Consider the following 12,430-nt stretch of genomic DNA (forward strand, 5'->3'; position numbering starts at 1 on the left):
CCCCGGAGCAGGACGATGTGTCCGTGACACGTCGTCACGCATCCTTTCCGGGAGGACGAGGGAGCCCGGCATGGCGGATCCTGGGATGAGCGTGACTCCCTACTGGGAGCTGACCTTCGACGCCGACGGGGACGTGGACGGCCCCGAACGCGACCAACTGGTGGCGCAGGTCACGGAGCGCGGCGTCCGTGACCTGATCGTCTTCGCACACGGCTGGAACGACGACCGTTCGAGCGCGACCGCCCTGTACCGCCGTTTCTTCGCCCCGGTCCCGGGGCTCGCCCCGCACGCGCGGCTCGGATACGTGGGCGTGATCTGGCCGTCGATGCGGTTCAGCGACGAGCCGATCCCCGACTTCCCCGAGTCGGCCGCACTGGCGCCGCCCCCGACGGCGGGGCTGGATCCGGACACCCGGCGCGCCCTGGTCGCGGTCTTCCCGGACCGGACGTCCTTGATCGACCAGCTGGCCCGCATGCTGGACGAACGGCCGGGCGGGCCCGAGGGGTTGACGCAGTTCGGCGGGCTGGTCCGGCAGCTGATCGACGGGGAGAACCGGCCCGGGGTCGCCGACACCGAGGAGGACGGCGAGCCGCGCGTGTTCACCGGGGACCCGGCGAGCGCGTGCGAGGAGTTCGCCGAGGCGCTCGCGTCGGTCCGGTCCGCCGGGGCGCCCGCCGAGGGCTTCAGCATCCCGAACCCCTGGAACGGCGCCAAGGAACTGCTGCGGCAGGCGACGTACTACACGATGAAGCGGCGCGCCGGGACGGTCGGCGAGCGCGGACTCGGGCCCGCGATCGGCAGGTTGGCCGACGCCGCGCCCGGGGTGCGGGTGCATCTGGCCGGGCACAGTTTCGGCGGACGGCTGGTGTCGTTCGCGCTGCGCGGGCTGCCGGACGGCGTGCGCGCGGTGAAGTCGGTGACGCTGCTGCAGGGCGCCTTCTCGCACTACGCGTTCGCGGAGCGGGTGCCGCAGGCCCCGGACAGGTCGGGGGCGTTGAAGGACCTGCAGCGTCGGATCGACGGTCCGCTGGTGAGCTGCTACTCGCACTTCGACGCGGCGCTCGGCACGTTCTATCCGCTGGCCTCCCGGCTGTCCGGGGACGACCGCTCGTGCGTGGGCAGCGAGATCGCGGCCGTGCTGGGGCCCGAGTGGGGCGCCATGGGGCACGACGGGGTGCAGGCGGTGCCGGGGACCGTGCGGCTGGACCTCGCGACCGCGCTGGCGTCGGCGCTTCCGGCGACCGGGTGCGTGAGCATCGACGCGGCCTCGGTCGTCCGCCTCGGCGGGGCGCCGGCCGGGGCGCACAGCGACATCGTGCACCCCGAGCTGGCTCGGGTGATCCTGGCGGCGGGCCGCATCACGTGACCCGCCGCAGGCGGCCGTCGGCCGCCCGGTGCCGGCCCCCGCAGGGGGGCCGGCACCGGTTCGCCCACGCCTGTTTCAGCGGTGCGAGGTGTACTCGACCACCTGCTGGAAGGTCGGCCGGTTCTGCCAGCTGATGTTGCCGTGCTTGATGCCGCCCAGGGTGCGCTGCACGATCGAGTCGGCGCACCACTGGTCGCCGGCCGAGCACAGGCTGTCGCCCGGGTAGACCTGGGCGGCGGTCATGCCGGCGGCCTGGTCCAGGGTGCTGATCAGGATGTTCCTGCAGGAGCCGAGGTCACCTCCGCCGCAGTACTTCTCGGCCAGCCCGCCCTGCACGTTCTCGCCGAGCACCGCCCGGATGTCCTTGTCGACATAGCTCCACCAGCCGAACTGGAAGGAGCTTCCGGCGTGCGAGCCGGTCGGGCCGTGTCCGGCCGACGGGGTCTCGTCGATCGACAGGTTGTAGGTGAGGTCGGTGTACAGATCGCTGCCGAGGCCCGGTTCGAACTCCGCCTTGACCAGCAGGGGCCACCAGGCGTCCAGGATTCGGATCGCGTCGGCGTCGGCGTACGACTTCGAACCTGCCGAGGTCTCCGTGCGCTTGGCGCCCGCGGTGACCCAGGCCTGGAGCTTGCTCACCGCGCCGGCCGCCGTGGAGTCGGTCACCGGCGAGGAGTTGATCACCTTGAGCAGCTTGGGCAGCACGTCCTCGGCACGCAGGTCGGCGAGGGCCGCGTCCGCCATGGCCTGCACCAGTTCGGTCCGGGTCACCCCGCCGGCCGCGACCAGCTTCTTCACCCGGTCGTCCAGCAGGTTCCCGCGGTGCACGGAGCCGTCGCCCCAGGCCGCGGCGGTGTAGTCCTTGGCCTGTTTGTTGTTCCAGGAGACGTAGTAGTCCTGGTCGACGGAGTTGGGGTGGGCGGAGGCCGGGGTGTAGTCGGCCGTGTTGGTGTCCGGGTTCCAGTTCTGCCACTCGTACGCGGGCTGCGCCCAGACCGGGAACTCGGCGTCGACGCCGGCGGCCCGTACCGGGTTGTCACCGCTGTTGTAGTACGCGGTGTGCTGGGAGTCGGCGTAGAACCAGTTGAAGGTGTAGTTGATGTGCTGGGCGGCGCTCTGGAAGTCCTTGGGCCCCTTGACGAAACCGGGGTCGTTCAGCATCTGGAAGCCGATGATCGAGTCGGCCTCGTGCAGGTACGACGAGCGCAGCGTGGTGTAGGCGACCTTCTTGCCGCCGACGGTCGCCCGGTACTCCACCGGCCCGTACTTCGTGCGCCAGACCTTCATGGTGTACGAACCGGCCGGGGTGCTGTCGGCCGTCGTCGGTGACCAGGAGTTCTTCTGCTCGACCTCGTCCATGGCCGTGCAGGTGCCGTGGTACAGGTAGTGGTAGTCGTCCTGGCACAGTTCGACGGCGTACGTGTCGATGATGTCCTGGCCCGAGGTGGTCGCGGACCACGAGTAGTCCTGGCCGCGGCCGAGTTCGACGTACATGCTCAGGCCCGCGAAGGAGGCGCCGCGCGCGCTGATGCCCGGCCCCTGGATCTCCTGGAGCATGAGCAGCTGCGGGGCGAAGTACCCGGTCTGCGGCCCGAAGACGGCGATCGGATGACCGCTGGCGGTGTACTTGCCGCTGACGACGAGCGCGTTGGACATCCCGCGGTGGGCGGAGCTGAGTGTCGTCCTGGCGGCACTGGTGGAGGCGCTCTTGGCAGCCGTGGTGGCCGCGCTGCCCGTACGGTCGTAGACGAGCGGTTCCTGGGCGACCGAGCCGGGGTCCGGCAGGGCCTCGCCCTTGGCGTCGGCGGGCTTGGTGACGTACGGGAAGCTCTCGCCGTCGTGGACGGTCAGGACGGCCTCGGGGTCGTTGCGCTCGCGGAAGGACTCCCAGACCTTGGTGCCCTCGTCGACCCCGTACTTCTGCTGCGCGGCCAGCAGGGACACGGCGTTGTTGACCTCACCGCCGCCGCCGGAGCCGAACAGCGAGCCGATGACGGAGGCCAGCGCCACCAGGTCGGTGATCTTGAAGTGGCCGATGGTGCCGGCGTTGGTGATCGGGTCCTTGTGGCCGGTCAGGTCGTACTCGCCGGGGAAGTAACGGCCGCTGTCCGAGGCGTCGATGTAGGAGTTGATGCCGGCGAGGTAGGCGTTGGCGTCGGCGAGGGCCTGCTGGCCCCGGGCGCCGTTGTCGGCCACCGCGTTGTCGATCTGCGCCTGCAGGTCGGCCTCGGTGTACGGCGCGTTGCGGTAGAACTCCTGCTCCAGGCCCTGGTTGGCGGCGGCACCGCCGGCGAAGGAGGTCAGCTGGCCGCGGCCGACGTGCCGGAAGACGTCCATGAGCCACAGCCGGTCCTCGGCCGCCGCGTATCCGGCGCCGAACTCGGTGCCGTATCGGGTGGCGCCCGTGATGTGCGGCACACCGGTCTTCTTGTCCCGGACGATGGTCACGTCGCTGCGGCCGGCCGGGTTCTCGCTGGAGGCGACCTGGTCGGAGGGGACACCGAACGACGAGTCGTTGAAGAAGTTGTTGATCGTCGCGTCGGTCAGGCCCTTGTAGCCGGTGGCCAGGTTCGCGTACGGGCCCAGCTGGTCCTCGGCGTGCGAAGGCTGGGTACCGAAGGCCTGGTTGAGCAGGATCTGCGCAAGCGTCGCGTTGCCGTTCTCGCCGGGCGGCAGGATGTCCGAGCACTGGCCGCCGCAGTAGTCGTTCGACGCGGTGGCCTCGGCGGCGGACGCCGTCTGGGTGAGGGGAGAGAGGAGTCCGGCGACGAGGACGCAGATCGACGCGGACTTCAGGAACCTGGTGAAGCGGCGGGACGTTCTCAGTCTGTCAAGGGCGGTGTGTGGGGTTCGCCGTGGCATGGCAGCTCCTCGCGACAGGGGTGCGCGAACGTTACCGCCGGTATCCCCGAGTTTGAAGATGAGCATGCGTCACTTTTTGGAGTCCACAGGAAGAACGCACGAGACCCGCACGCGAAGAGATGGAGCCGAATGGCCTGTCGATACGTCTACTCGACGACGTCCGTGCGATGACGCCGAAGTGACCGAAGTACAGGTGCAGGTGTGACGGAGGTGCAGGGCGATGGCCGGTTTCCGGAGTCTGGCGAGACAGGTACGCGATCCGGGCTGCGATCTGGCACTGCGGCGGTACTCACTGCGCAAGTGCCTTGAGAAGTTCGCCCCTTACGGGCATCGGGCGACCTGGGACCATCTGTGCTCCCGGGCGGGCTTCGCCCCCGAGGACCGCTCTCCGGACCCGGCGCGGCTCGTGGCCGCACTGCAGGAGCTGGAGGAGGCCCGTTCCGTCTGGCTCGCCTACGAGACCGACTTCACCGAGCGGCGCAGGAAGGAGAAGCACGACGGACTGCGCCGGCCGGGCAGCGTGGACGACTGGCACCGGCTGACCTGGGGCGGCTTCGGGGTCGCGTGGTGCGACGACCCGCGGGTGCACCCCGGCGAGCCGCTCGCGGAGGTGCTTCGTCGTCTGATTGCCGCCCTGGAGCGCGAACCGGGCGCGTCCTGCCCGGTGTGCGGCGCCGACCGCCTGGTCTGGCGCTATGGCCTGGACCACGAGCCCTCGTCCGGCCCCGTCTGCACGGACTGCGGCATCCTTGTGCCCCGGCCCGTCCTCACCCCGCGAACGCTGGAGTACGCGCGACGCGGTGGACTGCTGATGTCGGCCTGAACTGTGGGGGGTTTCCTGCGCCCCCGAGGGGCGCAGGGAACTGTGCGCCCCACCACGGCCCGGCTCGCCCGGGTGCGCGGCCGGTCGGTGCGGCCCGACCTCGCCTCGGTCAACCGGCATGAGCCGGGCGCCGAAGCCGTCGCCGAGCAGTTGCCGGACCTGGGCGTGGGCGTCGCGGCGGGCATCCGGTCCCGGCGCCGAGGATGCGGCCCGGTTCGCGCCCGGATCGGCCTGGAGGACACACTGCCGCTGTTGGACGGCCAACGCGCTTGCGGAGAGGGCAAGTTGGCGAGAGAGGGGCTGGTCCAGCGCGCACGGTCCCTGCGCCTGCGCGCAGGCAGGGACCACGAAGGTAGCAGCCGCCAATCCGCTGGCTCCACCCGTTTGGGGCCCGGACAGTGGGACGCGATGAAACACGCCTGAGGGCTGTCAACGTGCCCACTCGTCCGAGGAGTTGCGATGTCGACGCTGCGCGTCACCGCCGAAGTGCTGACCGTTCACGAGCACCCGAACGCCGACGCGCTCGAGCTGGCCCAGGTGGGCCTGTACCGAGCGGTCGTCGCCAAGGGCGCCTACCGCACCGGCGACGCCGCCGTCTACATCCCCGAGCAGTCCGTGCTGCCGCCCGGGCTGATCGAGGAACTCGGACTGACCGGGCGGCTGGCGGGCGGCGAGGCCAACCGGGTCAAGGCAGTGCGGCTGCGGGGCGAGCTGTCCCAGGGCATCGTGTGCCGCCCGACGGCGCTCGCGGACGTCGACCTGACGCGCGCGGCGGCCGAGGGGACGGACTTCGCCGAGCGGCTGGGCATCAGCAAGTGGGTGCCGCTCGTCCCGCCGACCATGGACGGCGAGGTCGAGTCCGCCCCCGCACTGCTGCCGTGGGTCGACATCGAGAACATCCAGCGCTATCCGGAGATGTTCACGCCGGGCGAGCCCGTCGTCCTGACGGAGAAGCTGCACGGTTCGGCGTGCCTGCTGACGTATGTCGCCGGCGAGGGACGGGTGTACGTCTCCTCCAAGGGCTTCGGCGCCAGGTCGCTGGCGCTGCGGGAGGACCCGCGGAACCTGTACTGGCGGGCGGTGCGCGCGCACGGCGTCGCCGAGGTCGCGGCGAGGCTCTGCGAGCGGCTGGGCGCCGCGCGGGTCGGCGTCTTCGGGGAGGTGTACGGAGCGGGGGTGCAGGACCTGACGTACGGCGCGGACGGGCGGCGCGCCACGCTGGGGTACGCGGCGTTCGACGTGGCGGCCGAGATCGACGGCTCGGTGCGGTGGCTGGACGCGGCCGGGCTGCTGGAGGGGAGCTGCCGGTGGTGCCCCGGCTGTACACGGGGCCGTACGACATCGAGCGGGTCCGGGAGTTCGCGAGCGGCCGGGAGACCGTGTCCGGGCAGGGGCTGCATCTGCGCGAGGGCGTGGTCGTACGGCCCGCGGTGGAGCGCCACAGCACGGTGACCGGGGGCCGGGCGATAGCGAAGGCGGTGAGCCCGGCGTACCTGACGCGCAAGGGCGGGACCGAGTACGAGTAGGCGCCCCGGACCGGCGCAGCGGTCAGCGCCCCTCCGCCAGCAGCCGGGACCCCGTGAGCCGCTCGCCGAACACGTCGTCCGGGTTGGACAGGACACAGTTGTCCAGCGACAGACACCCGCACCCGATGCAGTCGGTCAGATGATCGCGCAGACGGTTCAGCTGCTTGATGCGCTCGTCCAGCTCCGAGCGCCACTTCTGTGACAGCCGCGCCCAGTCGTCGCGGGTCGGCGTCCGCTCCTCGGGAAGCTCGGCCAGGGCTTCCCTGATCGTGGCCAGCGGAATGCCGACCCGCTGGGCCGCGCGGACGAAGGCGACCCGGCGCAGGGTGTCCCGGCTGTAGCGGCGCTGGTTGCCCGTGGTGCGGCGGCTGCTGATCAGCCCCTTGGACTCGTAGAAGTGCAGGGCGGAGACCGCGGCGCCGCTGCGCGCGGACAACTGGCCCACGGTCAGCTCGTGGATCTTCTCGGGAATCTGGGGCACTCCTCCGAGACTACCGACCCGATCCGGCTCGCGGTCCGTTGACAGGCGCCGCACACCCGAGCATGCTAAGCAGTTGCTTAGACATGCGAGCGAGAGGCCGGGAACATGGCAGAACCGAGGACCTTCACCTCCCCCGACGAGCTGAAGGCGGCCGTGGGCGAGCAGCTGGGCCACACGGACTGGCTGGAGGTCGACCAGAAGCGGATCGACCTGTTCGCCGACGCCACGGGGGACCACCAGTGGATCCATGTGGACCCGGAGAAGGCCGCGGCGGGGCCGTTCGGGACCACCATCGCGCACGGCTACCTGACCCTGTCGCTGCTGCCGCTGTTCGGCCCGCAGCTGATCCAGGTCGAGGGCGTGAAGATGGGCGTGAACTACGGCACGAACAAGGTCCGCTTCCCCGCCCCGGTACCCGTCGGCTCCCGGCTGCGCGCCACCGCGAAGATCACCGGCGTCGAGGACGTCACCGGGGGCGTCCAGGTGACGGTCGCCTTCACGGTGGAGCGCGAGGGCGGCGACAAGCCGGTGTGCGTCGCGGAATCGGTGTCCCGGTACTACGTGTGACCCGGTGGGCGCCCTACGCGGCGCCCACCATCCGCAGCACGAGGTCGGCGTAGAGCACGCCGACCTCCTCGGGGGTGCGCGGCCCGTCCACGGTGAACCAGCGGGCCACGTCGATGCACAGCGACAGCACGGCGAGCGTGGTGCCCTGGACGTCCAGCACGTCGAACTCGCCCGCGGCCACGCCGTCCTCGATGATCCCGCGCACCTCGGCGTCGACCTGCCGGCGCAGCGCGACGATCTCGGCGCGGGCCTCGGGACCGAGGGCGTCGAGTTCGTACTGCACGACCCGTGCGGTGGTGCGCCGGCCCGCGTGCCAGCGGACGAAGGAGCTGACCGCGTCGGCCAGCCGCTCGGCCGCGCTGCCCTCCCGCCGCGCCGCCGTACGCAGGATGTCGAGGGCCTTGTCGTGGCCGATCCGGCTGATCCGGTGGAGCAGCTCTTCCTTGGTCTTGTAGTGGATGTAGAGCGCGGCCGGGCTCATGCCGGCCCGGCCCGCGATGTCACGGGTCGTCGTCGCGTGGTAGCCGCGCTCGGCGAAGGCCTCCACGGCGGCGACGAGCAGCCGCCGCGCCGCGTCAGGGGTGACCTCTTCCCACGGCTCCATTTCGCCGCCGGCCGTCTCCTCCGCCGTACTCATCGCTCGCTCGCCCCTCTCGGTGACAGGAGCACCACCATACCGCCCAAGGTGAGCGGGCGCTTAGCATGCCTGCTCGGATCTTCGCGGTTCAGATCTTCTCGAAGGGGTCGTGCTCGGAGAGGAGCTTGTCCAGGCGCGCCTGGTCGACCCGGCTGACGATCTGCCCGGCCTCCTGGCGGTCCCGGATCACCTTGGCGAGGGTGAAGGCGGAGGTGACGAGGTAGAGGACGGCGATCGCGAGGAAGGCCCGGACCCAGGCGTTGGTGTCGAGCTGGTAGATGCCGATGGCCGTGGCCGCCATCGCGATGGCGAAGGAGGCGACGGACTGGCCGTAGAAGGCGGCCGTGCTCTGCTGCTTGACCGATGTGTCACTCATGAGGACGAGCATCGGCGGACGTGGTCCGCGCCACATCCGCCCACGTACTCAGGCACGTACTCAGAAAGCCGAAACCCCGGTCAGGGAACGGCCGATGAGGAGCTTCTGGATCTGGCTGGTGCCCTCGTAGAGCGTCATCACACGGGCGTCGCGCAGGAGTTTGCCGGCCGGGTACTCGTCGATGTAGCCGTAACCGCCGAAGACCTGCAGGGCGTTGTTGGCGGCGCGCACGGCGGCCTCGGAGGCGAACAGCTTGGCCTTGGAGGACTCGACGGCGAACGGCTGCCCCCGGTCGATCAGGTCGGCGACCCGCCAGGTCAGCAGCCGGGCGGCGTCCACGTCGACCGCGATGTCGCTGATCAGCTCCTGCACCAGCTGGTGGTGGGCGATCGGCTTGCCGAACTGCTCGCGCTCACCCGCGTACTTCACGGCCGCGTCCAGCGCGGCCTGGGCGATGCCGACACAGCCGGCCGCCACCGACATCCGCCCCTTGGCCAGCGCCGACATGGCGACGGAGAAACCCTTGCCCTCCTCCCCCAGCAGCGCGGAGGCCGGCACCCGGACGTCCTCGAAGGCGAGTTCCGCGGTGGTCTGGCCGCGCAGGCCGAGCTTGCCGTGGATGGTGCGGCGGGTCAGGCCCGGGGTGTCGGTGGGCACGAGAAAGGCACTGACACCCTTGTGACCGGGGGCGTCGGTGGAGCGGGCGAAGAGCAGGACGACGTCCGCCCAGGTCCCGTTCGTGATGAACGTCTTCGTGCCGTTGACGACGTAGTCGTCGCCGTCGCGCACGGCCCGGGTGGTGAGGTTGCCCGCGTCGGAGCCGGTGCCGGGCTCGGTGAGGCCGAAGCAGCCGACGTACGCGCCGGACGTCAGACCGGGCAGCCAGCGGCGCCTCTGCCCCTCGTCGCCCCAGGCGGCGATCGTCTTGGCGACGAGCCCGAGGGAGACGGAGACGATCCCCCGCACGGAGGAGTCACCGCGCCCCAGTTCCTCGGTGACCAGGCAGTACGCGAGATGATCGCCGCCACTGCCGCCGTACTCCTCGTCGATGGTCAGTCCGAGGAAGCCGACCTCGCCGAGTTTCTTCACGATGCCCCGGTCGACCTCCTCGGCGCGGTCCCACGCCACGACGTTCGGGACGATCTCGCGCGCCACGAAGTCCCGGGCGAGCTGCCGTACGGCGGCCTGCTCCTCGCTCAGCTCCAGGTTCACCACGAGATCACCCCACAGAAGACGTCACGGACGCTGGATCTTGAAAACCGTACATTTAAATTAGCACTGCTAGTTTCTGTTCGCAGCCCTACTATGTGCGCCATGGCCCGACCGCGCAAGCCCCTCCTCAGCACCGACCGGATCGTCGAGACGGCCCGGGACCTCGTGGACCGGGAGGGGCTGGCGGCCGTCTCCACCCGTCGGCTCGCCGCCGAGCTGGGCGTGAGCGGGCCCTCGCTCTACAACCACTTCCGCACCAAGGACGAGATCCTGGAGGCGGTCGCGGACTCGGTGAGCGCCCTGGTGGACCTGGCGATGTTCGAGGACGGCCGCGACTGGCGCACCGCGCTGCACGACTGGGCCGTGTCCTACCGGGCCGCCCTGCGCGACCACCCGAACATCGTCCCGGTGCTGGCCCGGGGCCCGGGACGCCGTCCCGCCGCGCTCCACCTCGCCGACGCGGTCTACGGCGCGATGGTCGACGCGGGCTGGACGCCCGCCCAGGCGACCTCCATCGGCGCGCTGATGCGGTACTTCATCATGGGCTCGGCGCTCGGCTCGTTCGCGGGCGGCTTCGTGGACGACGCGAGCGCGTACGACCCGGCCGACTATCCCCGCCTCGGCCAGGCCCACCTCCTCGCCGAGCAGCAGGAGAAGATCGACGAGCGGGCCTTCGAGACGGGGCTGACGGCACTGCTGGACGGACTGGCGCAGCAGTACGAGCAGGCCGGGCAGGACGTGCAGCAGTAGTTCGGTGGAGGCCGAAGTGTCCGTGGCGCATGCTGACAGGCATGACCGCCAAGGATCCGCAGGCCGCCGGCCTCGCCTCGCTCGCCTCGCTGGTCGCCGACGAGACCCGGGCGGCGTGCCTGCTGGCCCTGCTCGACGGGCGCGCCTGGACCGCCGGCGAGCTGGCCCGGCATGCCGGGGTCGCCGCGTCGACGCTCAGTGAGCACCTGGACAAGTTGGTGGCCGGGGGCCTGCTCGCGCAGGAGCGCCAGGGCCGCCATCGTTATGTGCGGCTGGCCGACGCGCGCGTTGCGGGGCTCGTGGAGGGTCTCGCGGCGCAGGTGCCCGCGGCGGCCGGGCGTCCGCGTTCACTGCGCGAGTCGAGCACCAGGTCCGCGATGGCGCGGGGCCGTACCTGCTACGACCACCTCGCCGGGCGACTCGGGACGGCGGTCACGGACGCCCTGACCCTGCGGGGGCTGCTGCGGCAGGACACGGGCTTCGCGCTCACGGACGCGGGGGTGGAGTGGTTCGGTACGGCCGGCATCACCCTCGACCTGTCGAGCCGGCGCCCGCTGGCCCGTGCGTGCCTGGACTGGACCGAGCGCCGGCCCCATCTCGCGGGGGCGGCGGGCGCCGCGCTGTGCCGGCATGCGCTGGACGCGGGGTGGTGCGTGCGGATCGGGTCGGAGCGGGCGGTGCAGGTGACTCCGTCGGGGGAACGGGAGTTGGCGGCGCTGCTCGGCATCCGTCCGTCGGCATGGCAGTGAACTCGCCCACGGGGGTGGAGAGTTCTCCTTGGTCGCGCACCGCGCCGCCCGCTGTGACGGCGGCGTCCGATTTCCGCCGGTCCGCACCACGGACGACACCTAGCCTCGGGAGCATGATGAACACCATCGGGAACCGGCCTCGGACACTCGCGACGGGCGCCGCCTGTGTGACCGTGGTCCTGTGGGCGTCGGCCTTCGTGGCGGTCCGGCGTGCGGGTGAGGCCTACTCGCCCGGCGCGCTGGCCCTCGGCCGGCTGGCGACCGGCGCCCTCGCTCTGGGGGTCTTCTGGGCCGTACGCCGCGAAGGACTGCCACCCAGGGCCGCCTGGCGCGGGATCCTGCTCTCCGGTGTGCTGTGGTTCGGCTGCTACATGGTCCTGCTGAACTGGGGCGAGCAGCAGGTGGACGCGGGCACCGCGGCCCTCGTCGTGAACATCGGCCCGCTGCTGCTCGCCCTCCTGGGTGCCCGCTTCCTCGGCGATCCGATGCCGCCCCGGCTGCTGGCCGGGCTGGCCGTGTCGTTCGCCGGGGCGGTGACCGTGGGCCTGTCGATGACGGGCGGCGACGGGTCCTCCCTGTTCGGAGTGGTCCTGTGCCTGCTCGCCGCGGTGGGGTACGCCTGCGGTGTCGTCGCACAGAAGCCGGCCCTGGGACGCGGGAGCGCCCTGCAGGTGACGACGTTCGGGTGTCTGACCGGTGCCGTGGCCTGCCTGCCGTTCGCCGGCCAGCTGACGCACGAGGTGGCCCGCGCGCCCGTGTCGGCGACCCTGGACATGGTCTATCTGGGCGTCTTTCCGACCGCGCTGGCCTTCACGACCTGGGCCTACGCCCTCGCCCGCACGACCGCGAGCCGGATGGGCGTGACGACGTACGCCGTGCCCGCGCTGGTGGTGCTGATGTCGTGGCTGGTGCTCGGCGAGGTGCCGGGCATGGTCACGCTGGCCGGCGGAGTGCTGTGTCTGGCGGGTGTGGCCGTCTCGCGGTCCCGCTCGCGCGGCGGGCGGACGGTTCGGGTCGCGGCCGGAGAAGAGCCGCGACCCGAGAGGGTCGCCTGAGGCACCGCGCCGCCCGGCGGAGGACG

At 71.4% G+C, this 12,430-nt stretch carries 12 protein-coding genes and 1 pseudogene; 8 read left to right on the forward strand and 5 right to left on the reverse strand.

Annotated features, from left to right (window positions below; translation table 11 throughout):
• Positions 1 to 70: 70 nt before the first annotated feature.
• A complete protein-coding gene (locus tag GQF42_RS11195; protein ID WP_199272644.1) occupies positions 71 to 1,366 on the forward strand; it encodes a serine-threonine protein kinase in 1,296 nt (431 codons plus the stop codon).
• A gap of 75 nt (positions 1,367 to 1,441) precedes the next feature.
• Here GQF42_RS11195 and GQF42_RS11200 read toward each other — a convergent pair whose 3' ends face one another.
• Complete coding sequence (locus GQF42_RS11200) at positions 1,442 to 4,228, reverse strand: penicillin acylase family protein (RefSeq protein WP_158919482.1); 2,787 nt, start codon at positions 4,226 to 4,228, stop codon at positions 1,442 to 1,444.
• A 220-nt stretch (positions 4,229 to 4,448) separates the two neighbouring features.
• Here GQF42_RS11200 and GQF42_RS11205 point away from each other — a divergent pair, with 220 nt between their 5' ends.
• The 3 genes and pseudogenes from GQF42_RS11205 (at position 4,449) to GQF42_RS11215 (ending at position 6,577) form a co-directional block, all read left to right on the forward strand.
• Entirely contained in the window at positions 4,449 to 5,051 is a 603-nt protein-coding gene (locus GQF42_RS11205) for a hypothetical protein (RefSeq protein WP_158919483.1), read from the forward strand.
• A gap of 42 nt (positions 5,052 to 5,093) precedes the next feature.
• Positions 5,094 to 5,474 carry a hypothetical protein gene (locus GQF42_RS11210; protein ID WP_158919484.1) on the forward strand — a complete coding sequence of 127 codons (381 nt, stop codon included), beginning with the start codon at positions 5,094 to 5,096 and terminating at the stop codon, positions 5,472 to 5,474.
• A 36-nt stretch (positions 5,475 to 5,510) separates the two neighbouring features.
• Positions 5,511 to 6,577: pseudogene (locus GQF42_RS11215) on the forward strand (RNA ligase (ATP)).
• Positions 6,578 to 6,599: 22 nt separating this feature from the next.
• Here the strand turns inward: GQF42_RS11215 and soxR are convergent.
• Complete coding sequence (soxR, locus tag GQF42_RS11220) at positions 6,600 to 7,058, reverse strand: redox-sensitive transcriptional activator SoxR (protein ID WP_158919485.1); 459 nt, start codon at positions 7,056 to 7,058, stop codon at positions 6,600 to 6,602.
• A gap of 105 nt (positions 7,059 to 7,163) precedes the next feature.
• On the opposite strand from soxR, the gene GQF42_RS11225 reads away from it, so the two are divergent.
• A complete protein-coding gene (locus GQF42_RS11225) occupies positions 7,164 to 7,625 on the forward strand; it encodes a MaoC family dehydratase (RefSeq protein ID WP_158919486.1) in 462 nt (153 codons plus the stop codon).
• Between the two features lie 13 nt (positions 7,626 to 7,638).
• Here GQF42_RS11225 and GQF42_RS11230 read toward each other — a convergent pair whose 3' ends face one another.
• The 3 genes from GQF42_RS11230 to GQF42_RS11240 all read right to left on the reverse strand — a co-directional run bounded on the left by GQF42_RS11230 (position 7,639) and on the right by GQF42_RS11240 (position 9,850).
• Positions 7,639 to 8,262: a TetR/AcrR family transcriptional regulator gene (locus GQF42_RS11230; RefSeq protein WP_158919487.1), complete on the reverse strand. Its 624-nt coding sequence runs from the start codon at positions 8,260 to 8,262 to the stop codon at positions 7,639 to 7,641.
• 88 nt (positions 8,263 to 8,350) lie between these two features.
• Positions 8,351 to 8,638: a YiaA/YiaB family inner membrane protein gene (locus tag GQF42_RS11235; RefSeq protein ID WP_158919488.1), complete on the reverse strand. Its 288-nt coding sequence runs from the start codon at positions 8,636 to 8,638 to the stop codon at positions 8,351 to 8,353.
• 60 nt (positions 8,639 to 8,698) lie between these two features.
• On the reverse strand, positions 8,699 to 9,850 hold the full coding sequence (locus GQF42_RS11240; RefSeq protein ID WP_158930024.1) for an acyl-CoA dehydrogenase family protein: 1,152 nt from the start codon (positions 9,848 to 9,850) through the stop codon (positions 8,699 to 8,701).
• Between the two features lie 102 nt (positions 9,851 to 9,952).
• Between GQF42_RS11240 and GQF42_RS11245 the strand changes: the two genes are divergently transcribed.
• The 3 genes from GQF42_RS11245 to GQF42_RS11255 all read left to right on the forward strand — a co-directional run bounded on the left by GQF42_RS11245 (position 9,953) and on the right by GQF42_RS11255 (position 12,404).
• Positions 9,953 to 10,600 (forward strand): TetR/AcrR family transcriptional regulator, encoded by a 648-nt coding sequence (locus tag GQF42_RS11245; protein ID WP_158919489.1) that lies wholly within the window; start codon positions 9,953 to 9,955, stop codon positions 10,598 to 10,600.
• Between the two features lie 41 nt (positions 10,601 to 10,641).
• On the forward strand, positions 10,642 to 11,349 hold the full coding sequence (locus tag GQF42_RS11250; protein WP_158919490.1) for an ArsR/SmtB family transcription factor: 708 nt from the start codon (positions 10,642 to 10,644) through the stop codon (positions 11,347 to 11,349).
• A gap of 116 nt (positions 11,350 to 11,465) precedes the next feature.
• Positions 11,466 to 12,404, forward strand: a complete 939-nt coding sequence (locus GQF42_RS11255; protein WP_199273046.1) for a DMT family transporter — start codon at positions 11,466 to 11,468, stop codon at positions 12,402 to 12,404.
• The last annotated feature ends 26 nt before the right edge of the window (positions 12,405 to 12,430 follow it).

The organism is Streptomyces broussonetiae (genome assembly GCF_009796285.1).
GTDB lineage: Bacteria > Actinomycetota > Actinomycetes > Streptomycetales > Streptomycetaceae > Streptomyces > Streptomyces broussonetiae.